The organism is Burkholderia sp. WP42 (assembly GCF_000745665.1).
GTDB classification, from domain to species: domain Bacteria; phylum Pseudomonadota; class Gammaproteobacteria; order Burkholderiales; family Burkholderiaceae; genus Burkholderia; species Burkholderia vietnamiensis.
Genome location: NZ_JQJT01000017.1, coordinates 19,701 through 43,626, shown reverse-complemented (window position 1 = coordinate 43,626; position 23,926 = coordinate 19,701). Strand labels below are relative to the sequence as shown.

Here is a 23,926-nt window from a genome sequence, read left to right as displayed (position 1 = left end):
CCCGCTGCAGCGGCGGCCGTCGCGCGTCAGTCGGACGAGCCCGTGCCGCGCGGCCGCTCGATGCCGTACGCTTCCATCCAGCGATACAGCGTCGCGCGCGACACGCCGAGCTCCCGCGCGGACGCGGCGACGCGCCCGCGCGTGCGCAGCAGCGCGGTTTCGATCGCTTCGCGCTCGATCGACTTGCGGATGTCGGCCACGGACGGCGATGCCGCATCGAGGCAATATTCGAGCTCGAGATCGTGCGCGGTGATCAAACGTCCTTCCGTCATCACGACCGCGCGTCTCACGCGGTTGATCAGCTCGCGGACGTTGCCGGGCCAGTCATGCTTGTAGAGCGCGGTGATCGCATCGCTCGAGAAGCCGCGCACGCGATGGCGCGCGTCGCTGCGAAAGCGCTCGAGCATGTGATGCGCGAGCAGCTCGATGTCCTTGCCGCGCGCGCGCAGCGGCGGCTGGTCGATCCGCATCACGCAGAGGCGATGAAACAGATCCGCGCGGAACCGCCCTTCCTCCATCGCTTCGCGCAGGTCGACGTGCGTCGCGGACACGATGCGGACGTCGACCGGCACCGGATCGCTGCCGCCGAGCCGATGAATCGAGCGCTCCTGCAGGAATCGCAGCAGGCTGGCCTGGCTCTCGTGCGGCAGGTCGCCGATTTCGTCGAGCAGCAGCGTGCCGCCGTTCGCAGCTTCGACGTAGCCGACCTTGCGCGCGTTCGCGCCGGTAAACGCGCCGCGCTCATAGCCGAACAGCTCCGACTGCAACAGGTGCGGCGGAATCGCGCCGCAATTGACCGCGACGAACGGGCCGTTGCGGCGTTCCGAATGACGATGGATCGCGACCGCCGTCAGCTCCTTGCCGGTGCCGGTCTCGCCGAACACGAACACCGGTGCGTCGGTGCGCGCGAAGCGCCGCACCGTGTCGAACAGCCTCAGCATCGCGCTGCAGGTGCCGACGATCCCGTTTTCCTGCGATTCGAGCCGCTCACGATCGCGCGCGAACAGACATTCCATGCCGTACGCATGGCCGACGGTATCCGCGATCCTTTGGTGCGACGCGGGCAACGTGATGTAGTCGAAGCAATAGTCGCGCAACAGCGCGCGCACGTTCGCCGACGCCGTCTGGCCGGTCTCGACGAGCGCGACCCACACGACGCCGCGCATCGACGCACAGGTGGACGCGATGCTGCCGATCGCGTCGGCATGGCCGCCGCTCAGGTCGAGGATGCCGCAGGTGATTTCGCCGGAGGTGTCGCGCAACTGGCTCGCGTTCGCGACTACCGTGACCTTCCAGTTGCGCCGCGTCAGTTCCTTGCGAAGCATGACGGACGGCGACTGGGTCCAGTAGATCAGCGGACGCTGCCCGTTGGCCCTCCCTTCGCCGGCACTTTTATCGCGCGTTATTGGGATATTCATAGCGCACCATCACTTTCTCCTCTCCGCGAATCGTTCGCGTGCGCTCCGGGCGGCGGCGCATAGCCACCGGTCCGCGCTGCGTTGCCGCAGCCTTGGCGAAGATCGAAACTGCACACGGCGAGAACCCCCGGAGGTCGAGCCGAATGTCATCCGGCCTCGTTTTCATCGAACTTGAAGAGGAACGTGCGGCCGCGAAGCCACGACGTCCCGGCTTACATGCGACGCGCCATTACCAATGGGCACGCCGGTAAACGGAATTTCCGCTTGCAGTCGCGTCGAGTCGTACACGACAGCCGTGCTCGATACCGAACCGCCGGCCGCCATATCGCTCCCGGACTGGCCGCCTCGTTGCATCCGCCCCGAATTTACACCCGGTCGCCGGACGGTCGTGTTACCAAAAGATAATGCTGAATCCGGCGGTAACCGCGCCGGCACGCCGCCTCCAGCCGACTTTCGATCACCAGTTTTGATTATCCATGAACAATCGAGAGGTTTAGTGGCGAATACCACATTTTCGCAACCTACGCGCCGCGGATTATCCGCGATTTTTGTCGAAATACCCAAGAACGACCGCCACCATCGCCCTCACGTCACATAATTGCCAGCGTGGCCGGGCCGCCGCTTCGAGGCCAGGCGGCGCGCAGCGCGCACGACTGTTACACGTCGTATCGCCTCCGCCGCCCGGCCGCTCAGACCCTCCCCAGCGCCGCGGGCCGCCCGGCCTGCCCGTCGCGCGCGAGGCCGTCGACCGCCACGTCGTCGTGCTGGGCCAGATCGGCAAGGCCGGGAGCGCCGGCCATCTCGTCCAGCAACGCGGCATGGCCGTCCAGCACGAAGCGCGTCAGCTCGCGCCGGAAGCGCGCCGCGCCGAACAGTTCCGCATTCGCGCGACATGCGTGCGGGCTGATCGAGCCGCGCGGCAGCGCCTCGAAGCGCGCGAGCGCGTCGAGCAGCGCGTCGACCGACTGCGTGCGAAAGAACAGGCCGGTAGCGCCCGCGCCCGGCCACGCGCGCACCGACTCGCGCACGCCGCCCTTGCCGTATGCGATCACGGGCGTGCCGCAGGCCTGCGCCTCGACCGGCGAGATGCCGAAATCCTCTTCGGCCGCGAACACGAAGGCGCGCGCGCGCTGCAGGTGGTCGTGCAGCACGTCGAACGGCTGATAGCCGAGCAGCGTGACGTTCGGGCCGGCCAGTGCGCGGATCTTCGCCATCTCCGGCCCGTCGCCGATCACCACGAGACGCCGCTCCGGCGTCCGCGAAAACGCCTCGACGATCAGGTCGATCCGCTTGTACGGCACCAGCCGCGACGCGGTCAGGTAGAACGCCTCCTTGTCGGTGCGCAACGCGAGATGCTCGACGTCGACCGGTGGATAGATCACCGTCGCGTCACGCCGATAGGTCTTGCGGATGCGCCGCGCGATGAAGCGCGAATTCGCGGCCACGCGATCGACGCCGTTCGCCGAGCGCGCATCCCAGTTGCGGATGTAGTGCAGCAACGCGCGCGCGAGCGCCGACTTCGCGCCGTGCGCGAGGCCGGCTTCGTTCAGATACTGATGCTGCAGATCCCACGCGTAGCGCACCGGCGAATGCACGTAGCTCGCATGGAACTGGTCGGGGCCGCTCAGCACGCCCTTCGCGACCGCATACGAGCTCGACAGCACGACGTCGTAGTCAGACAGGTCGAACTGTTCGATCGCCAGCGGAAACAACGGCAGATAGCTGCGATAGCGCGTGCGCGCGAACGGCAGCTTCTGGATGAACGACGTGCGTACCGCGCGGCCGCGCAGGCACTCGCGATCGTCGAGGAAGTCGACGAGGCTATAGAGGTCGGCCTGCGGAAAGCAGTCGATCATATGTGCCAGCACGCGCTCGGCGCCGCCGGGCGACACCAGCCAGTCGTGAACGATCGCTATCTTCAAGTGCGGCCCCTGGTTCTTCCTTCACGTTCGCCATGAGCCGGCCACACGGTTCGTGCGCCGGCCGTCTGCAGCAATTATCCGAAGGGAGCAGCGCGGCCGATGTGTGCTGCCGCACACTGCGCCGTTCGCGCTGCGCGCTCCTGCACGTATACGTAGCGTCAGTACGCTTTCGAACAGACCGGCATACGGCGCATCCGGATCATCGACGTTGCCGCACCGCACGCGCCGCACGGCCCGTGCGGCACTGCGTGTTGAATGCTTCACGCGAGGACCGCATCATGGAATGGCATTGTTGTGAATTCGAACATCTGAGCGCCGTCGATCTCTACGCAATCCTGCGCGCGCGCAACGCCGTGCTGGTGGTCGAGGATGCGCATACGCATCTGGACATCGACGGCAAGGACGCCGGCGCACTGCACGTCTACGCGACGCAGCGCCACGGCGACGCGGCCGAAGTCGCGGCCTACGCGCGCATCCTGCCCGGCGACGACATCGATCCCGACGTCGTGATCGACAAGGTGCTGACGAGCGAGGCGTGTCGCGACGACGATACGCTCGAGCATCTGCTCGAACGCGCGCTGACCGCCGCGCACGCCGCGTGGCCCGATGCCGCGCTGCGCACGCACGTGCCCGCCGCGCGGCAGGCGTTCTACAAGCAGTTCGGATTCCGCAAGGCTTACGGTCCGTTTCTCCATCAGGGCGCGCCGTTCATCGGCATGATCCGCCCGGCGCAACGCGCTGCCGGCGCGCTGCGTCAGCTGCTGTCTCGCGCGGTGTCGGTACAGCGCGACCGCAACGAAGAGGCGCGCGCCGACGGCCGCGCTCATGGCCGACTGGCCGCCGATTCCGGAGCCAACCGATGATCCGCACCCTTCGCCAAGTCCCCGATCCCGCGCTGCCGCGCATCCTTCCCGTGATCCTCGCCGGCGGCTCCGGCACGCGCCTCTGGCCGCTGTCGCGCGAGCAGTTTCCGAAGCAGCTGATCGAGCTGACGTCGAACGAATCGCCGCTGTCGGCGACCGCGCGTCGTCTGAACGGCATCGCGAACGCGTCGCTCGACGACACGCTGCTGCTCGTCTGTAGCGAACAGCATCGGACGCTCAGCGCCGCGCAGGTGACCGACCGTGCCGCGCCGGCGCGCATCCTGCTCGAGCCGGCGCCGCGCAACACGGCGCCCGCGCTCACGCTCGCCGCGCTCGACGCGAGCGCGTTCGCGGACGATCCGGTGCTCGCGGTGATGCCGGCCGATCACGTGATCGTCGACGTCGGCGCGTTCCAGGACGCGATCGCACGCGCGGCGCGTTACGCAGAGGAAGGCGCGATCGTAACGCTCGGCGTGTTGCCGCGCCGCGCGGAAACGGGCTACGGCTACATCCAGGTCGGCGCGCCGCGCAACGGCTGCCACGGTAGCCAGGGCGGCTATTCGATCGGGCGTTTCGTCGAGAAGCCCGACGAGGCGCTCGCCGAGCGCTATCTGCAATCGGGCGATTACTGGTGGAACAGCGGGATCTTCGTCACGCGCGCGTCGGTCTGGTTGAAGGCGATCCGCGCGCTCGCGCCCGCGATTCATGCGTCTTGCGAGGCGGCATGGCGCGCGGGTATCGCCGAAGATCCGTTCTTCCGGATCGATGCGGCCGCGTTCGACGCATGCCCGTCCGATTCGATCGACTATGCGGTCATGGAGCGCTTGCCCGAACACGGCGAGCTCGGCATCGAAGGGATCGTCGTGCCGCTCGCGGCCGGCTGGTCGGACGTCGGCACCTGGGACGCGATCTGGGAAATCATGCCGAAGGACGATCACGGCAACGTCGCGCGCGGCCCGATCGTGTTCGAGGACACGCAGGACAGTTTCGTGCGCTCCGAAGGGCGGCTCGTCGCGTGCGTCGGCATGAGGGACGTGGTCGTGATCGAAACGCCCGACGCCGTGCTGGTCGCGAACAAGCACGACGTGCAGCGCGTGAAGAACATCGTCGCGCGGCTGAAGAACGACCGGCGGCCGCAGGCGATCGAGCATCGCAAGGTGCAGCGGCCGTGGGGGCACTACGATTCGATCGACCTCGGCGAGCGGTTCCAGGTGAAGCGGATCGTCGTCGAGCCGGGCAAGCGGCTGTCGCTGCAGATGCACTATCACCGCGCCGAACACTGGATCGTCGTGCGCGGCACCGCACGCGTCACGCGCGGCAGCGAGACGTTTCTGCTCAGCGAGAACGAATCGACGTACATCGCGGTCGGCGAAGTGCATCGCCTGGAGAATCCCGGCAGGATTCCGCTCGAGATCATCGAGGTGCAATCGGGCGACTATCTCGGCGAGGACGATATCGTGCGGTTCGACGATCAGTACGGCCGGCCGGTCGACGCGCTGCCTGCGGAGCAGGCATAGCGCGGCGGCGATACCGCGCGCCGTGAGCGGCGCGCGGTCGAACGCCGCTAACGCTGCTTACGCGCTGGCGCTCGACCCGTGCTTGCCGCCGTCATTCGCGCTTCGCGACTGTGCGCACATGCGGCAGCAGCGCGACGTTCGCGCCAACCACGTCAGGCGCGATCGCTCGTGATCGCAGTGCGCCCGCACACGGCGCGGCCGTCGCGTCGGCGGCCGTGCAATCGCGTCCCGGACCGACCCGCACCGGCATCCCGCCGATCTCCGACAAGCGGTTGTCGGCAAGCTGAACACCCGACACGTTGCCCCACAGCCGAATGCCGTCGAACCGCGCATGCGACACGCGGTTGCCGATCACGGCCACGCGCGTCACCGTGCCCGACCACGTGCTGACGTCGATCGCCGCCTGCTGCGTGAGCGGCCGCGGATCGCTGCGCCCGCTCGCGGTCTGGATGGATGCGATCACGTTGCGCTCGATGCGGACGTTGGACGCGCCATAGGTGTGGTAACTGTCCTCCTGCGCGACGAGGATGCCGGCGCTCACCTGCACGTCGTGCACGACGTTGTCCGAGATCGTCACGTCGGCGCCGCCGACCACCGTGATCCCGCGGCCCCATGCATTGCCTTCGAGCACGTTGCCGGTGATGAGCACGTTGCGGCTCAACGCGCCGTCGGCAACGTAGCTGACCACGGCGATCATGTCGTCGCCGGTGTCGCGCACGACGTTGTGCCGGACCAGCACGTTGCGCGCGCCGTGCGTGATGTGGATGCCGTCCGCGAGCGTGGACAGTACGCGATTGTCGACGATCGCGACGTCCGCGCCGCCGAACACGAAGATGCCCGCGCTGGCGCCGCCGTCGATCACGTTGTCGAGCACCTGCACGTCGCGCCCGGTGACTTCGACCTTGGTCGACGCCGGTGTATCGAGGCGCGTCGCGCCCGTTCCGCTCAGGCGGAAGCCGGCGAGCGTCGTGCCGTCGCCGCGCAGCTCGATCGTCTGATCGGCGGCATCGGTTGCGCTCAGCGTCGCGCCGTAACCCGATACCAGGACGTGCGGCTGCCGCACGACGAGCGAACGGCCGACGACATAACGCCCCGGCACGAACGTCAATCGCTGACCGGGCCGCAGCGCGTCCAGCGCGCGTTGCAGCTCGTCCGCCTGGTCGGTCGCATTCGGCGCGGGACGAACGTAAACGTTGGCGCTGTCGGCGGGACGCGCGCTGCGTGCCGGCGCGCGCGACACATCGTCCGCGTGCGCCGGTGCACCGAGCGCGCCGGCCAGCGTCATGCCGGCCAGCACGCGAGACAAGCATCCCGGTCTGCGCATATCGAAACGTTTCTCCGTATCGGCCGCGCGTGGCGGTCGGCGAGACGATCGAGCGCCGCTCAACCGACGCCTCGACGAATCCGCCATTCGATCCGCTCAGCCATTCGCTTCGCCGGTCGCGAGCACACCGCTCGCGCGCCGCGACGTGAGTGCATGCGCGAGCTTCACGAACGGCGCTTCGCACAGCAGGTAACCGGCCCACGACAACGGGATCAACGGCAGCATCGGCACGATCATGTAAACGCCGAGCGGCCATCCGACCAGATGAAAGCGCTGGCACAACCAGAACGCCGCAAACAGCGGAAGGCTGTGCAACAGATAGACCGAGTAACTGATCTTGCCGATCCACGCGAGCGGACGGTTGCGCAGTTTGAGCACAGTCGCCAGCATCGCGAACGCCGCGATGCCGATCATGTATGCGAGCGAGATCGGCAGATGAAACGCGTTGTGATGCCGCCAGTCGTCGATCGCGCCCGCGAGCGCGACGCCGACCACCGTTATCGTCACGTACGCGAGCGCCGCCCGGTACGTCATCGACAGCCGGGACAACGGCCCGCTTGCGGCCAGCCGCAGACGCAGCAGTTTCGACGGAGCGTCATAGGCCTGGCGGAAACAGGCGCCCCAGAACATGATGCCGAGGTGATACGGCATCGTCTTGTACTGACTGAGCATCTCCGCCGGGAACACGTGCAGCGCGACCGTCGACGCGAACAGCGCACACAGCGCGACCGTGACGACACACAAATGCAGCATCCGATGCAGCCAGCCGCACCAGAACAGAAGCAGGCACACGACATAGAAATACAGCTCGGTCTCGAGCGTCCAGCCATGCGGCAGGATCAGGCTCGCGCCGAACGCAGCCGGGATCATCGTCACGTTCGCCAGCATCCCGTGCGCGTCCATGGTCTTGTCGAACAGCACCCAGTGAACGAAGTAGCCGGCCGGCAATGCGAGCCAATACGCGGGATACAGCCGGAAGAAGCGCCGAATGACGAACCGCTTCGTGCCCGGGCCGAGGTCGCCGTGCAGGCTGGTCGGAATCAGCATGCCGCTGATCGCGAAGAAGATCACGACGCCGATCCGGCCGAAGTTCACCGACCGCTGCAGCGCGTCGAGCGCCTGCTGCGAGCCGGCCAGCTCGACGAACCGCTCCGCGTAATGCGTCCATATGACGAGGATCACCGCAATCGCGCGCATCGCGTCGATATGCTGAAATCGCTCCGGATTTTTCGCTGTTGACATGACTGGAATGGTGACGGCTCAACACACGGGGCTGCCCGTACGGGAATCGGAACATCCGGCGCCGATCACCGACAACGCAGACGGAATCGCCCGCCCCGTTCGCAGGCGGATCACCTGCGCGCCATGGCCGAGCGTGCTTCGAAAACTTCGTCGCGCCACGCCGCGTGGCGACGACGACGACACGAGCGCGGCGGCGACGTCCGGCATCGCCCGCCGTGCTTCACCTGGCGTGCGCGTGTCTCGCGTCGACGCAATACCACCAGATCAGCGCGAGCAATGCGTAAAACGCCGTGCGCGAGCCGAACATCATCCAGTACTCGCCCTGCTGAACGGCGAACGTCGCATAGGAGAACACCTTGGCGATGAGCCACAGCATCACGACGCCGCCGCGCATCGCGACGAGGATCTGCAGCGCGCCGAGCGCGCCATACACCAGCCCCGTCATCGCGACGAACAGCGCGCCGCCCGCATAGCCGAACCAGTACACGGGCACGGCCATGTTCCCCATCGTGAACGTGACGTCGTCGAACATGTACGCGCGCAGCACGCTCGGCTCGGTGTACGACATCATCAGATCGCGCAAGCCGCTCGGCTCGGATTCGTCGAAGAAGGTCGGCATGGTCCACGAGCGCAGCGAACTCACGAAACGCCAGAACGCATCGGTGCCGCCGAGCCGTGGCGCGGTGAACATATGGGCGTCGTTGTCGACCACGTACCACGGCTGCCCTTGCAGCAGGAAGCGCGACGACAGCATGTCGGCCACTTCCAGCCCTTGACCGCGATACGAGTAGATGATCGACACGGCGCCGAGCAACAGCGCGAGGCCCGCGCCGATGCCCAGATAACGCACGACCGGCTTGCCGTTCATCGCATGGATCGCGATGAACGGCGCGAGCGAGCACAGCCCGATGTGCAGCACGGCCATGAACTGCTCGCCGTGCATCACGTTGAGCGCGAGATCGACCGCCATCGTCAGGATCGCGGCCGCCCGGATGCGCTTGTCGGGGCTGGTCGCGATCGTGCCCAGCAGGAAGCCCATGAACGACTGGTTGTTCAGGAACAGGTTGAACATCGTCCCGTTCGACGAGTCGTTGCGCAGCGCATAGCGGTTGATGCCGGAAAACAGCGAGAACCCGGACGTCAGCCCAGCGAGCACGCCGATCGCGATGATCGTCGCCGCGAGCACGAATCCGATCGCGATGCTGTGCGGCTGCAACGTGATCCGCGCCTTGATCGGTACGCGCACCGGACGCTCGTCCAGGAACCGGTCGAACGCAACGAGCGCACAGACCACGAAAATCACATAGAACGACAGCAGCCGGCTGAACGCGCCGGTCGCGTCGCCGATCACGTCCGTTTCCGTCAGATAGCCGCCGTTCTCCAGCCCCACGCCGGCGAGGAACGCGGTCATGCCGATCGCGAGCACGTACAGCATCGACACCGCGAACACCGGCCGCGACCTGACCAGGCCGACCAGCGCCGCCGTCGCCAACAGCAGCGTGCACAGCGCGCTCGATTCTTTCAGGCCGAGCGCCGGCATCGCCGCATTGAACAGCAGCGCGAGCGCGAACAGCGTCAGCAACATCACGCCGCTCGCAGAAGCGACGCCGCGGCCGCCGCCCATCGTTCCCGTGGTTCTATTCATGCTGGCTCATGCTGATTCATGCTGCTGCAACCCGAAGTTGCGTTCGACCGTCGGCGCCGCGCGTTGCGGCCGGTAAGGCGCGCCCGGCTGCCGCGCGCGGTCCATCCCGTTGCGATCGGTCATGTGTCGCGCTCCGTGGCGATCGCCGTCACGCAGCCTTGCCGAGCAGTTCCTTTCTTACGCGCGTCCATGCCCTGAACAGGAACGTCTCGGCCGCAACGTCGCGACGGTCCGGCTGCGCGCGCGGCCCCTTCGCATCGCGATACGCGTTCGCGTAATAACCGTAGCGAAGCGGCGAAGGATCGAAACCGTTGAATACGAGGCCGTCGACCTTCGCGCCGATCCGTTGCAGGTTCTCGACCGCTTCCGCAACGTCGGCGCTGCCGATCGAGCCCTGCCGCGCGACCATCAGCGTGATGTCGGCGAACCGCGCCAACATGGCGACGTTGGCGGCCGGACGGGTCAGCGGCGCGTCGACGACGATCATGTCGTATTGACTGCGCAGTCGTGCGAGCAGCGCGTCGAGCTTGTCGGCGCCGTACAAATTGCGCGCGGGCTGCGCGTGGGTTCCGGCCGGCAGCACGTCGAGGTTCTCGTCGACGCGGCGAATCGCCCGCTCGGGATCCAGCGATTGCTTCAGTACGTCCGACAAGCCTCGGTCCGCCTTCACCCGCAGCGCGTGCTCGATGTCGGATTGCCGCGCGTCGGCGCGCAGCAGCAACGTCTTGAGGCCGTCTTCCGCGAACAGGCACGCCAGGTTCGCGGCGATCATCGACTTGCCCTGCCCCGGCTCCGGCGACGTGATCAGCACCGTCTTCGAGCGGCCGTGCTCGACGCCCGTCTTGCAACGCAGCAGCAACGCGAGATTGGCGAGCGCTTCGACGAGCGGCGTGTCGGGGTCGTCCCTGACGGCGACCGACGCCGAGCGACCGTGCGCATCGCCATCGACCGGCTGCGGCAACGACGGCAGTATGCCGAGCATCGGGACGCCGACCGCCGCCTCGAGATGCTTCGGATCGCGCACGCGCCGGAAGAACCACGCGTAGCCTTGCGCGGCCGCGGCGCCCAAGATCAGGCCCACCGCGGCGCCCAGTGCGAGCACGAGCATCCGCTTCGGGCGAATCGGCTTGTCGGTCGGAACCGCCTTGTCGACGATCGACGCATTGCCGACCGTGCCTGCTTTCGCGATCTGCAGCTGCTGGGTGTTGTTCAGCAAGCCGACGTACAGCTGGTTGTTGACCTCGACATCGCGGGCGAGCCGCAGATAGGTCTGCTGCTGAGAAGGCAGATGCGCGACCTTGTCTTTCAACTCGGCCGACTGCTGATCGAGCGTCTTCAGCTTGTTGACGACGGCGGTCAGCTGAGGCTGCCCGGCAACGTACTTCGACGACAAGTCCTGATACTCGAGCTTGGCCTCGAGCCGCGCCTTGTCGACGAGCGCCAGTTGATCGATCAGCAACCTCACGTCGCCCTGCGAATCGATCGAGCCCTGCGCGTTGCGAAACGAATTCAGCGCCTGCTCCGCCTGCTCCAGACGGGCCTTCACCACCGGCAGTTGCGTCTCGAGAAACGCGAGGCTGTGCTCGGCGTCCTCGGAACGCCGCCTTGCGTTCACGTCGAGATAAGCGGCGGCGATCGCATTGAGCAGCCGCGCGGCGGACACCGGGTCACGGCTTTCGAGGCTGAGCTGCATGATCCCCGACTGCCGCTTCGTTTCCGCGCCCGCCAGCTTCGTCAGGACCGAATCGAGGCGCTCGGCTGTCGTCACCCGCCGTACGCGGAATTCCGTACCGGCGCGCGCGACGATGCGCGCGATGTCGACGCGATAGCCGTTCGCTTCGCTCGGCTTGCCGATTACGCCCTTCAGCACTTCCTGTCCGTCGCTGTCCTTCAGCGAGAACCGGTTGCCGGTCAGATAATCGAGCTCCAGCTTCTTGTCGATCTGCGATTCGGGTACGTCGAACCTGCGGAATTCGATCCGCTCACCGCCCCAGGCGAAGAACGGCGTACTGAACGGCGCGATGACGAGCCCGTCCGCATCCTTCGGCAACACCGATTCGACGAACCCGCCGACGAGCGGAATCCGGTTGCCGACGGTCGCCTCGGCCTGCGCGACGGTTTCTTCGATGGCTTGCGTGACGACCGTGCGCGAACGCGCGACGTCGATTTCGCCGATTACCGCAGAGTTCTGAATGTCGAGTGCGTTCGATATTTCGGAAAGCGCGCCCAACGCGCTATGTTTGTTTTCCTGAACCTGAATCAGCGTATCGACGGAGTAAACCGGCGCAGCCGAAACGGCATAAATCAATGCCAATAAAAAACAGCCCAGAAAGACCGAAATAAATGCATAACGATAATCGAGCACGTTCTCCAGCAATTCGGTCAGCGCAAACCGCGGCGCGTCGCGGGAAATACTGCCCGCTCCGTCCCGGTATTCATTAGATGCGGCTCTATCCAATGTCATGCATATGCTCCCAAATTGCTGCCCACACAGGCGGGTGGCGACGGTACGCGCATGGCCGTCCGTGCCGCGCGGCTCGTCCGGGCACGGCCCGCCAGCGCGCCTGCGCCGCACCGGATGGCGGGCCGGCGAAGCATGCACGCGCCGGCCGCCGCCCACGAAACGCCATTGACTCTGTTTACCCGAGCCACTATGCGTTAAACCCGCCGCCCACTAAGTGCGATGGCTTACATTAATGGCCACTCAGTGCGCCGACCACTGGGTCGCCGACCGGTCTCATGCTATGTTGGGTGGCCTGTTGTTAAACGTGCGCGCAAGCGATGACATCAAGAACCGGTGCCGTTTCACGAGCGCGCGATTCCATCTCGTTCGTCCGTCGCTTCACCTCGATTTAACGGTCTTTATCAAACGACGTGCAATCGCCCGCTTGATTCGAATCCGGGTCATGGCCGGCCGGCAAGCCGAATGGCCGATCGCGCGCCGGGCAACATCGTGTCGCGTCGGCGTCCGTGCTGCGTCGCTTCGAACCGAAGCGACGCAGCCGTCAAAGGATGTCGCGCAATGCTCTTCTGTCTACCATCGCGAATGACGACATGAACAACCACTCGCTATCCGATACGCTCGCGCCGACGCGCAACGATGCGCCGCTGCGGCTGACGCGCGTCGCGCTCTCCGTGGCGCTTGCCGTGCTGCTGTCCGCCTGCGCAATGGCGCCGGGCCAGCACATGACCGCGCCGGCCGCGTTGCCGGTCACGACGGCCGACAACGGCGACGTGACGAGCGACATGAAGGTCGCGGTCAAGCAGATCGATCTGACGCTCATCGGCCAGATCCATGCGGCCCAGAAAGGTCATACCGCCGCGCCGATCCCCGGCAATCTGCTCGGCAAGCCGAGCGGCTACAAGCTCGGCCCCGGCGACGTGCTGCAGATCACCGTCTGGGATCACCCCGAGTTCGCGGCCGCGGTCGGCCAGCCGACGCCGAATACCAGGCCGTCCGACGCGGCGCCCGGCTTCGTCGTCGACAGCGACGGCAACGTGCAGTTTCCCTTCGTGCCGCAGCCGATTCACGCAGCCGGCAAGACGGCCGCGCAGGTGCAGCGCGAGCTCGACGCCGAACTCCGCAAGGTCTTCATCAAGCCGCAGGTGACCGTGCGCGTCGCGTCGTTCCGTGCGGAGCAGATCTATGTGGACGGCGAAGTGCGCGCGCCGGGCTCGCAGGCGATCAACGACATCCCGATGACGCTCGTCGAAGCCGTCAATCGCGCGGGCGGCTTTGCGCCGAGCGCCGACCAGAGCCGCGTGACGATCACGCGCAACGGCACGATTTATCCGGTCAACGTCGCGCAGATGACGAAGACCGGCCGCAGCCCCGCCGCGATCATGCTGCAGCCGGGCGACCTGCTGCACGTGGCCGCGCGCGACGACAATCCCGTATACGTGATGGGCGAAGTGAACAAGCCGCTGGCCGTGCCGCCGCAGCGCGACGGCACGCTCACGTTGAGCGCGGCGCTGTCCGAGGCCGGCCAGTTGAATCAGCAGACGTCGAACGCCGGACAGGTATTCGTGCTGCGCAAGGATGCCGACAGCCCGCCGGTCATCTATCACCTCGACCTCGAATCGCCCGTTTCGATGCTGCTCGCGAACCAGTTTCCGCTCGCGTCGAAGGACATCGTCTACGTCGACAATACCGGACTGGTCCGCGCGAGTCGCGTGCTGAACCTGCTGCTGCCGGCCATCAGCGCCGGGTTGACCGGCGCGCTCATCACGAAGTAGGCGGCAGATCGCGGAAAGGCGGCGGCAGTGCGCGCCGCCTTTCCGGCGCAGCACCGCGGCTGCATGGAGATCCGGCGCGTCACACCCTCACCGCTCTCCCTACCACCCCACCCCGCGCATGATCGCGTCATCCCGAACGCGCCGACAGGTTCAGCAGGCCCACGCGTTCGCGGCACAGCACGTATGCGAGCGCGACCGCCACGGCCGATTCGGCGATCAGCACCGCGATGGCCGCACCGCGTTCCGCGAACAGCATCGCGAGCGGCGGCAGCAGCGTCACGTTCAGCGCGCCGGACGAAATCAGGATGATGCTGAAAGTGCGCTTCATGCCCATCGGCAGCATCGTCTGAACGCCGAACAGATCGGTCATGCAGGCCATGAACGGCACCAGCGCGAGGCAGCGCAGCACGCCGACCGTCGGCGCGAACGCGCCGCCGTACAGCATCCTGACGACGAACGGCGCGCATACGTAGATCGTCGCCGACATCACCAGCACCAGCGCGCCCTGCAGCACGATCAGCTTGCGCAGGAACGCGAACGCGTCGTCGCGCGCGTGGTGCATCAAGTACGTGACGTGCGGATAGGTGGCGGCCCTCAGCGGTTGCAGCAGCCCGACCGCGGCGCGGATCAGCTTGTCGCCGGCGGCAAAATAGCCGGCCGCGACACTGCCCGAGACGATGCTCAGCAACACGGTGTTGGTCGACGCGTAGAACGAGATCGACGTCGAGGCGAGAAACACCTGCGAGCCGCCTTTCAGCGCGGCGGCGATATCGGCCACGCCGACGCGCACGCTGTCGACCTCGCGCCGCAGGAACAGGTACGCGAGCAACGTCACGCCGCACAGCACCGGCACCGCCGCGTTGATCGCGACCGCGTGCAGCAGATCGTCCGGCGTGCGCACCCAGGCGAAGAACGCGACGACGCTGCATGCGCGGTACACGACCACCGTGACGCTGTAGACGCTCAACTTCTGGATGCCCTGAAAGTACCAGCCGGGCGTCAGCGCCGCGCCGACCGCCATCCCGAACCCGATCAGCAGCGCCGTGCGTTCCGCCGCGAAATGCGGGACGAGCAGCGTCAACGCGAGCAGCACCGCGAACCCGGCGACCGTGATCGCCCATTGCGCGCTGACGGTCGCCCAGAAGATGCGCGAGCGCTCCAGCTTGCCGTCCGCGAGCGCGACGCGCGGCGTCGCCGTCAGGTCGAAGCTGTAATTGGCCAGATTGATGAAATACGTGGTGACCGCGAGGACGAACGACAGCCGCCCATACTGCTGCGGCCCGAGCACGCGCGTCAGCAGCGGCAGCGTCACGAGCGGCACGACATACGTCGAGATTTGCAGCGCGAACAACAACGCAAAGTTTTTTCGAACAGCGGTCATCGGGCTTTCTGGCGGTGAGAGAACGGTGTGCCGACCGTCAAGGCGCACACGCGCGCGGTGCGTGCGCGTCGATGCCGAGCACCGCACACAGCGACGCGGCGTAGCACTCGACCGAGTAAGGCGACCAGTCGTAGCGACGATCGGCGATAGCGAGATGCGTGCGCAATTCGGCGAGCGCACGCGCGAAGCCGTCGGGCGTGTTGCGATAGAGAATCTTGTGGCCGATCTCGTCGCCGAACGTCGACAGGCTGCCGATGTCGTGGACGAGCGCCGGCAAACCGAGCATCGCAGCCTCGACGATCACGAGCGGCGCGTTCTCGGCCCAGATCGACGGCAAGATCAGCGCGTCATGGAGCGGGAGCGCGGCAAACAGCGTGGCATGGTCGACGCGGCCGGCAAAACGCAGCCGCCCCGACACGACGAGCGCCGCGTATTGCCGCTCCAGCTCGCCGCGCTCCGTTCCGTCGCCGTAGACGGTCAGCGACGCGATCGCATCGCCGGCCGGCCCGCTCATCAGCGCGAGGAACGGCGCGAGGCCCTTGTCCCAGTCCACGCGGCCGACGAAGGCGAGATCGAGCCGCTCGCCGCGCGGCGGTTTCGGCGGACGCGGCACCAGCGTCGAATCGATCGGGTTGCGCACGAGCGTCGCGCGGGCGCGACCACGCTGCGCGATCAGATCGCGCATGAACGGACTCGGACACAGAATCTCGTCGAACAGCCCAAGCGGATCGAACAGCGTATCGACCGCATGCCAGTGCAGCTTCTTCACGACGTCGTGGACGAAGCCGCGCGGGCTGGCCGTCATCGCGATGCGCCGGCGGCTGCGCAATCGTTCGATCGACAACGGCTGCGCGCGGCCGCGCGAGTAGACGAGCAGGCTCGGGTTGTAGAACAGCAGGTGGTAGTCGTGCGCGGTCATGAACAGGCCGCAATCTGCGTGGCGCTTGTAGCGCGCGAGCACGGGCAGGATCGCGCTCGACAACAGGTTGTGGTAGTTGTGCACGAGGATGCGTTGCGGGCGAAACCGGTCGAGCAGCGCGTCGAGCGCGCGGGCGGCGGCAGGCGACCACGCATGCGCGCGCGCGCTGCCGGCCAGCTCGGGCACCGCCTGCTGATCGAACGTCTCGACTGCGACGCCGTCGCGTGCGCGCAGCACGTCGGCGGACAGCCGGTACACCTCCTCCGCGCCGCCCTTGCGCGCGAAGTCGTTGATCACCAGCACGCGCATCACGCTCGCCCCCGGCCGCCGCAATGCCGGGCGCGCGAGGCCGCGTCGTGCGCCGACGCGTCGAAGCGCGCGCGCATCGCGCGCTCGCCGTGACGGCCTTTCCACTTCCGATGTTTCCGGCACGCTTGCTTCATTGTCATTCCTGGGCGGGGTCGCGGCTGCGCCTGCGAACAGGCTCGCATGAAAATTCGACAGCGTCAGGATACGGCCGCCGACGCGCGCGATCTGTTCGTCCGGTTACGTTGGCGGCAGGCGCCGTGCTGCGGCGATGCGGCTCGCGAAGCGTACGGGCGGCTGCGACGATGCGATCGCCGCATGCCGCGCGAACGTGCCGTAAGCGCGCTACAGCGGTGCGTGCTCGGGCTGCGCGGGCATGGCGAGTTCGGCCGGCGCATCCCAGCCGGACAGCAGCGTCGCGCAGCGCGTCACGACGTACTGCGCGGCGACATCGCCGTGCAACGAATGATCGAGCGCGTCCTTCATGTCGACGGACACGTTCGGCAGATGCGCGAACGCATGCGCCGCAGGACCGAAGTGGCGGACGAGCACGTCGACGCCCGGGTCGAAAGTGCCGTAGACCAGATGCGTGCGGATGCCGCGCGCCGACATGTCGCGCAGCAAGCCGCGCGGCGTGTCCTTGCCGGGCCGCCAGCCGAGATGTTCGCCGACACGCTTGAGCGGCCCCGTCGCGACCCCCGCGGCGAACCGGAACATCGCACGCAGCACCGGCCGCAGGTCGCGTCCTTCGGTCAGCAGCCGGCGCAGCTTGCGACCGCAACGTAGCGACGCCCAGTAGCCGCGCATCGAATTCGTCTGGTTGTTCAATGCATCGGCGAGCGTTTGCCCGCGCGGCCAGACGAACGCCGGCAGATTCACCGCGATCACGCCGGCCAGTTGCTCGCGCGCGGCCGCATGAAGCGACGCATACGCGCCGGAGCAGATGCCGAACGCGACGATCTCGCGATGCCCGTGCGCGTTCAGCCAGCGCGCCGCCGTGACGACATCCGCGATCGCCTGATCCGAATACGGAATGTTCGACTGATCGTCCGTCGCGCGCGGGCCGCTGTCGCCGACGCCGGTCGAATCGATGCGCAGGCTGCTGATCCCCGCCGCCGCGAGCGAGCGCGCAAGCCGGACCGCGAAGCGACCGTCGGCGACACGCGGATTGGTCGCCGTATTGGCGATCAGCAGCGTCGGTGCGGCAGCGCGCCGGACCATGCCGGCCGGCTCGCACAGCACGCCGATCATTCGAGCCGGCTCGACGGCGACGATACGTTCGACGCTGCTCTGCGCCGTCAACGTCACGCCCGGCCCTGCGCCGGGTAGCGGCCCGCGTACGCCGCCGTCGGTGCCGTCGTCGATCCAGTTCACGACCGTGTCGAGCAAGCCGGCGGGCAGCCGCGACCACACCGGCTCGCGCATCATGCCGCCCCAGTCGGCGCAGGTGCGCATCTCCACCGACACGCCGCGCGCCTGCAGCGCGTCCGCGAGCGCGGAGCCATCGCCGTAGGGCGCATCGACGACCAATGCGCGCGCGGGCAACACGCGCGCGCGTGCGACGCACTCGCTCAGATTGATGCTGCGCAGGCGCGCGACGAGATCTTCGGGATACACATGGCCGAGCACGCGCAGCGGCCGTTCGTCGCGAACCGCGTCGCGCACCGCGGGCGATACGTTGTCGAGCCAGCTTTGTGCGACGAGCGACAGCTCGCGCAGATAGCCGCGTCCGCGCACCACCGGCGCCAGCGCGACGAAGCGCGTCAATTCGGGAATGCCGTCCGCGGCCAGCAACGCCAGCGTGGCACCGGCGCGCATGCCGACGACGGACAGCGTATCGACGGCGACACGCTCGCGCAGTGCGTCGACCGCATGCCGGACGCTCGCGAGCATGCGGTCGAAGCGTTCGGCATCGTGTTCGTCGCCGAGCGAGTCGCCGCTCGCCGGGTAATGGAATCGCAGCACCGGAAAGCCGCGCTCCGCGAGGTGCTCGGCGAGCGAGCGCACGAGCTTGTGAAGCCACAGCGCCTCGTGGCCGAGCGGCTCGCAGATCACGATCCCATGCGACCGATCGCCCGCGTGAAGCCAGCCGACACATCCGTCGAACTGAATCGGCATCATGATGCGGTCCTTCTGCTGAACGCCCGATGCGCCGGCGCTCCGCCACGGGGCGAGCAGCCGGACTGCGAAAAGCATTGCACGTACATCGGCGGGCGCAGCCGCAGCGTGCGCGCGCAGCGCACACGCATGCCCGGGCGGCCGCATTCGACGGATCGGGAACGACTGACGTTGCGACGCGTTGAGCCGTATCCCCGTAGCCGGCTCCGTCCTTGCGTATCGATTTGGGTTCCCACGAATACACCCGTATATGAAAACACCCGCATGCCCGAGCGGGCCGCGCGTGTCTGTCGAGCATCACCTGACGTGCAGGCGCCTCTGGGTTGAGCTTGGTCTTTGCAATTGTTTGATTCGTGCTGCGCCACCTGGCCGTTACGCGCTCGCGGAATCGGCGTCGCAGGCCTGGCACTCGGCCTGCTCCCACGCGGCGATTAGGCCATTCGATGCCGCCGCATTCGGTACGGCACATTACATTTTCAAAACACGCCCTCCGGCGCGCACACGGCGACGCGGCATCACGCGATTGAATACCGTCCCGCGCGATGCGTATGTGAGCCACCTCACTTACGTTCGTCGCAGTGCACCAACGGCGTTTCGGCGGCCGGTTCAGTGCGCGGCAATGTGCAGCGTTTTCGACGCAACCGCCGGAATGCAGGTAGTTGTTACGACGCTGCATCGCGGCACTCGGGAACGATGACCGCGTTTTCGCGACCCCGCACGACCGCGTCAAAAAAAGATCGTACGTATCGGTACAAACACCGATTCTGTAGCCAAACTACATTCGTAGGATTGGTCGCTGCAGAGAATCGCTACATACGATTCGGCAGCGTTCGACGGTCCGCGTCGCCGTCGTCGGTGCCGTTCGCGCCCAACCGGCCGTAACGATTCCCCGCCCGGCGTGGCGTGCCGACGCGCAATCACCGTGCATCGCCGGCCGAAGGCGTTCGATGCGAATCGATCGAACGTGTGCAGCTCCAGACATCATCCGAACAACCGGCAATACGATCATGGAGAGCAACATGCGGGACAAACTCTGGCCGGCCGCCGTGCTGGCAGCGACCCTCTGCACCAGCGTCTATGCGGCCAACGCCGATTTCGATTCACCGGGCAGTGCAGCCGACGCGTTCGCGTCGTCGGCCGCGCAGCAGCGCGCCGACCTGCTCGTGCGCAAGATGACGCTCGACGAAAAGCTGCAGTTCATCCATTCCCAGTACGAGATGTCGAAGGTGCCGGGCGGCGGCGCCGGTTATATCCAGGGCGTGCCGCGGCTCGGCATTCCCGACCTGAACATGGTCGACTCGGCAACGGGCTCCGGCAGCACGTCGCAGCCGAGCACGACGTTCCCCGCGACGATCGCGCTCGCCGCGAGCTGGGACCGCCGGCTGTCGTACGACTTCGGCAAGCAGGTCGCGATTCAGTTGCGCGCGCAAGGGTTCGGCATGGGCCTCGGCGGCGGCACGAATCTCGCCCGCGAGCCGCGCGGCGGCCGGCTCTTCGAGTATCTCGGCGAAGACCCGATGCTTGCCGGCGAGCTGCTCGCGGAACGCACGATCGCGACGCAGCAGCACAAGGTGATCGCGACGATCAAGCACTACGCAGGCAACGAACAGGAGCATGGCCGGATGGGCGGCAACACGCAGATGGATGAGCGCACGCTGCGCGAGCTCTATCTGCTGCCGTTCGAAATCGCCGCGAAACGCGGACAACCCGGCAGCGTGATGTGCAGCTACAACCGCCTGAACGGTACGTATGCGTGCGAGAACAACCATTTGCTCAACGACGTGCTGAAGAACAAATGGGGCTTCCAGGGGCAGGTGCAATCGGACTGGGGCGCGGCGCACAGCACCGCCGCCGCGATCAACGCCGGGCTCGACGAGGAAGAGGACGTCGGGCCGACCGTCTACCTGACGCCCGAGGCCGTCAAGCAGGCGATCGCGAACGGCTCGGTATCGACCGCGCGCCTCGACGACATGGTGCGCCGCAAGCTGGCCGTGATGATCCGCGTCGGCGTGATGGATGACCCAGCGAAGGCCGGCGGCACGATCGATTTCGCGGCCGCGAACCGCTTCGCGCAACGGGTCGCCGAGCAGTCGATCGTGCTGCTGAAGAACGACGGCAACCAGTTGCCGCTGGTGGCGTCCGCGCTGTCGCGCATCGCGGTGATCGGCGGGCACGCCGATGCGGCCGTGCTGTCCGGCGGCGGCTCGGGCAACACGCGCGACCCCGTCACCGGTTCGTTCGCCGGCTGCGGCGGGCTGGTGTTCGGATCCTCGACCGGTTGCAGCTGGTGGCGCAATCCGTGGCTGAAGGTCGACGTGCCGATCGTCGCGGCGATCCGCGCGCTCGCGCCGTCCGCACGCGTGACGTTCGCGGGCAACAGCGATCAGCAGTCGCCGTTCCGCGCCTACACGCAGCAGGAAATCGATCAGGCCGCGACGCTCGCGGGCCATTCCGACGTGGCGATCGTCGTGGTCGCGCAGCCGGCCGGCGAGGACTTCGGCGATCTGCAGAGTCTGCGCCTCGCGAATCCGTCGAATCAGGATGCGCTCGTCGAAGCGGTCGCGCGCGCGAATCCGCACACGATCGTCGTGGTCGAGAGCGGCAATCCGGTGTTGATGCCGTGGAAGGATCGCGTGTCGGCGATCGTCGAAGCGTGGTATCCGGGCGAAGGCGGCGGCAATGCGATCGCGAACGTGCTGTTCGGCGCGGTGAATCCGTCCGGCAAGCTGCCCGTGACGTTCCCCGCGCGCGATCAGGACTCGCCGGCGTGGGTGCAAAACGGCGGGTTCGACAACGATCCCTTGTACGCGGAACGGCTGAACATGGGCTATCGCTGGTACGACGCGCACAACATCGCGCCGTTGTTCGAGTTCGGCCACGGGCTGTCGTACACGCACTTTGCGTACTCGGGGCTGTCGGTGTCGCGGCAGCCGGACGGCTCGCTCAACGTCGCGTTCACCGTGCGCAACGACGGGCGCGTCGCCGGCACGGAAACGCCGCAGGTCTACCTCGGCGTGCCGTACAAGGATGAACCGCCGAAACGCCTGGTCGGCTGGGACAAGGTCCAGCTCAACCCCGGCGACGCGCGACGCGTCAGCATCACCGTGACGCCGCGCATGCAGAGCGTGTGGGACACGTCGCACAACGGCTGGCGTTACGTCGCGCGCGGCACGGTGTATGTCGGTGCGTCGTCGCGCGATATCCGTTTGCAGGGCAGTTGAGCAAGCGGCTGGCAGCGGCGGACGCCGGGGGGTGATCGGCGTCCGACTGCCCGCCCCGACGTGCGCGATTGCCGTGCGTCGTGCGCAGGGCCGGTCCGCGCGGACCGGCCGCTGCGGATCTACGAAAGCATCGCCACGCGAGCGGCTCGGCTCCCGCTCGCATCGACTTCCGGCGAAGCACCGAGGGCCAAGTCCTCAGCGCGCGGCGACGCGTCCGATCCTGAATACCCCGACCACGTCGCGCAGCGTGGTCGCTTGCTGCGCCATCGCCTGCGCGGCTGCCGACGCCTGCTCGACGAGTGCCGCGTTCTGCTGCGTAACCGAATCCATCTGGCCCACGGCGACATTGACCTGCTCGATACCCGTTCCCTGCTCGTCCGAGGCCGATGCGATTTCATTCATGATGTCGGTCACTCGCCGCACGGATTGCACGATATCCGACATGGTCGAGCCCGCGCGTTCGACCTGCTGGGACCCCAGCGCCACGCTCTCGACCGAACCCGTGATGAGGTCCTTGATCTCTTTCGCCGCATTCGCGCTGCGTTGCGCCAACGTGCGAACCTCGCCGGCCACCACCGCAAACCCGCGCCCCTGCTCGCCCGCACGCGCGGCCTCGACTGCCGCGTTCAGCGCGAGAATGTTCGTCTGGAACGCAATTCCTTCGATCACGGCAATGATTTCGGCAACTTTGCCGGAACTGCTCGAAATGGCGCGCATGGAGTCGACCACCTCGTTCACCACCTCGCCGCCGCGCATCGCGACCTCGCAGGCGCTACCCGCAAGCGCATTCGCCTGCTTCGCGTTTTCCGTATTCTGACGAACCGTCGCGGTCAACTGCTCCATGCTGGCCGCCGTTTCCTCGAGCGACGCCGCCTGCTCTTCCGTTCGCTGCGAGAGATCGAGGTTCCCCTGCGCGATTTCGCCGGCCGAAGTCGTGATCGATTCCGCGGTCGACTGAATTTCCGACACGATGCCGCTCAGTTGCCGCCGCATCGATTCGAGCGACGCCATCAGGCTGCCGCGATCATTCGGCGCGACCGGCACCGGTGCTTCGAGATTGCCTTCGGCAATACGTCCGGCCACGGCCGCGGCGTCGGCAGGCTCGCCGCCCAGCGACCGCATGATGCCGCGGGTGATGACGGTTCCCAGCACGATCGACAGGATGACGGTGATGACGCCCGCTGCCGCGAGCGTCACCTTGGTCAACGCGGTCAAGCTGGCCACCTCTCCTGAACGTTGATCGAGCAGCGACTGCTCGGCCTCGTTCAACTCGGCGGCTACCGCTCGATAGCGATCCATGAACTGCTTGTCGTCGCCCTGCTTGAAGTAGTCGATCAGCACGTTGGCAGGCTGCGTACCGGCATTGACGTCACGCCGCATCGCGATCAGCTTGTCGTCGACCTCCGCCACCTTCCGATGCATGTCGCGCAGCGTCTCGAGACGGCGCTGTTGCGCGGCATTGTCCGATGTGAGGCTGCGCACGACGTCGAACGACTTGGCGAACTGCCTGAGGCCGGCCTTATAGGGCTCCAGAAACCGGTCGTCTCCCGCAGCCACGTAGCCGCGCACGCCCGTCTCCATGTTGACCATGCTGGTCAACATGTCGTCGTTCGCTCGCAGAACCTGATAACTATGAACGTTCCAGCCGTTCGCCTGGTTCAGCTTCAGAAAATTGACGATCGAGATGGCGCTGCCGATCAACGCAATTAGTACGACGATACCGAATGCTGCGCCCAGCTTCCTGCCGACTGTCATGGAGCCCATACGTTCTTCCTCCCCTTGTGTTGTTTCGTTATGTCGGCAAGCAGGAAGAC

14 protein-coding genes are annotated in these 23,926 nt (G+C 66.8%); 4 read left to right on the top strand and 10 right to left on the bottom strand.

Annotated elements, in window-relative coordinates; genetic code table 11:
- Positions 1-26 precede the first annotated feature (26 nt).
- Together EX20_RS10345 and EX20_RS10340 are read right to left on the bottom strand one after the other, a co-directional pair.
- Complete coding sequence (locus EX20_RS10345) at positions 27-1,418, bottom strand: sigma-54 dependent transcriptional regulator (protein WP_011882064.1); 1,392 nt, start codon at positions 1,416-1,418, stop codon at positions 27-29.
- A 689-nt stretch (positions 1,419-2,107) separates the two neighbouring features.
- The gene (locus tag EX20_RS10340; RefSeq protein WP_034193476.1) at positions 2,108-3,340 is read right to left on the bottom strand and encodes a glycosyltransferase family 4 protein; all 1,233 of its coding nucleotides are present in this window, start codon (positions 3,338-3,340) and stop codon (positions 2,108-2,110) included.
- A gap of 278 nt (positions 3,341-3,618) precedes the next feature.
- Between EX20_RS10340 and EX20_RS10335 the strand changes: the two genes are divergently transcribed.
- The gene (locus EX20_RS10335) at positions 3,619-4,203 is read left to right on the top strand and encodes a GNAT family protein (RefSeq protein ID WP_034193475.1); all 585 of its coding nucleotides are present in this window, start codon (positions 3,619-3,621) and stop codon (positions 4,201-4,203) included.
- A complete protein-coding gene (locus EX20_RS10330; protein WP_011882060.1) occupies positions 4,200-5,720 on the top strand; it encodes a mannose-1-phosphate guanylyltransferase/mannose-6-phosphate isomerase in 1,521 nt (506 codons plus the stop codon). Before EX20_RS10335 ends, EX20_RS10330 begins: the two co-directional genes overlap by 4 nt.
- Positions 5,721-5,811: 91 nt before the next feature.
- Here EX20_RS10330 and EX20_RS10325 read toward each other — a convergent pair whose 3' ends face one another.
- The 4 genes from EX20_RS10325 to EX20_RS10310 all read right to left on the bottom strand — a co-directional run bounded on the left by EX20_RS10325 (position 5,812) and on the right by EX20_RS10310 (position 12,395).
- Positions 5,812-7,044: a right-handed parallel beta-helix repeat-containing protein gene (locus tag EX20_RS10325; protein WP_034193474.1), complete on the bottom strand. Its 1,233-nt coding sequence runs from the start codon at positions 7,042-7,044 to the stop codon at positions 5,812-5,814.
- Positions 7,045-7,140: 96 nt separating this feature from the next.
- On the bottom strand, positions 7,141-8,286 hold the full coding sequence (locus EX20_RS10320) for an acyltransferase family protein (RefSeq protein WP_034193473.1): 1,146 nt from the start codon (positions 8,284-8,286) through the stop codon (positions 7,141-7,143).
- 220 nt (positions 8,287-8,506) lie between these two features.
- Complete coding sequence (locus EX20_RS10315; protein WP_011882057.1) at positions 8,507-9,931, bottom strand: DUF6418 domain-containing protein; 1,425 nt, start codon at positions 9,929-9,931, stop codon at positions 8,507-8,509.
- Positions 9,932-10,079: 148 nt separating this feature from the next.
- Positions 10,080-12,395, bottom strand: a complete 2,316-nt coding sequence (locus tag EX20_RS10310) for a GNVR domain-containing protein (protein ID WP_034193472.1) — start codon at positions 12,393-12,395, stop codon at positions 10,080-10,082.
- A 590-nt stretch (positions 12,396-12,985) separates the two neighbouring features.
- On the opposite strand from EX20_RS10310, the gene EX20_RS10305 reads away from it, so the two are divergent.
- Complete coding sequence (locus EX20_RS10305; RefSeq protein WP_034193548.1) at positions 12,986-14,167, top strand: polysaccharide biosynthesis/export family protein; 1,182 nt, start codon at positions 12,986-12,988, stop codon at positions 14,165-14,167.
- Between the two features lie 127 nt (positions 14,168-14,294).
- On the opposite strand, the gene EX20_RS10300 is transcribed toward EX20_RS10305, so the two are convergent.
- The 3 genes from EX20_RS10300 to EX20_RS10290 all read right to left on the bottom strand — a co-directional run bounded on the left by EX20_RS10300 (position 14,295) and on the right by EX20_RS10290 (position 18,894).
- Positions 14,295-15,548 (bottom strand): oligosaccharide flippase family protein, encoded by a 1,254-nt coding sequence (locus EX20_RS10300; protein WP_034193471.1) that lies wholly within the window; start codon positions 15,546-15,548, stop codon positions 14,295-14,297.
- A gap of 37 nt (positions 15,549-15,585) precedes the next feature.
- A complete protein-coding gene (locus EX20_RS10295; RefSeq protein WP_034193470.1) occupies positions 15,586-16,776 on the bottom strand; it encodes a glycosyltransferase family 4 protein in 1,191 nt (396 codons plus the stop codon).
- A 342-nt stretch (positions 16,777-17,118) separates the two neighbouring features.
- A complete protein-coding gene (locus tag EX20_RS10290; protein WP_034193547.1) occupies positions 17,119-18,894 on the bottom strand; it encodes a serine aminopeptidase domain-containing protein in 1,776 nt (591 codons plus the stop codon).
- A 1,016-nt stretch (positions 18,895-19,910) separates the two neighbouring features.
- On the opposite strand from EX20_RS10290, the gene EX20_RS10285 reads away from it, so the two are divergent.
- A complete protein-coding gene (locus EX20_RS10285) occupies positions 19,911-22,112 on the top strand; it encodes a glycoside hydrolase family 3 C-terminal domain-containing protein (protein WP_034193546.1) in 2,202 nt (733 codons plus the stop codon).
- Positions 22,113-22,307: 195 nt separating this feature from the next.
- Here the strand turns inward: EX20_RS10285 and EX20_RS10280 are convergent, their stop codons facing one another.
- Positions 22,308-23,876, bottom strand: a complete 1,569-nt coding sequence (locus EX20_RS10280) for a methyl-accepting chemotaxis protein (protein ID WP_034193469.1) — start codon at positions 23,874-23,876, stop codon at positions 22,308-22,310.
- Between the last annotated feature and the right edge of the window lie 50 nt (positions 23,877-23,926).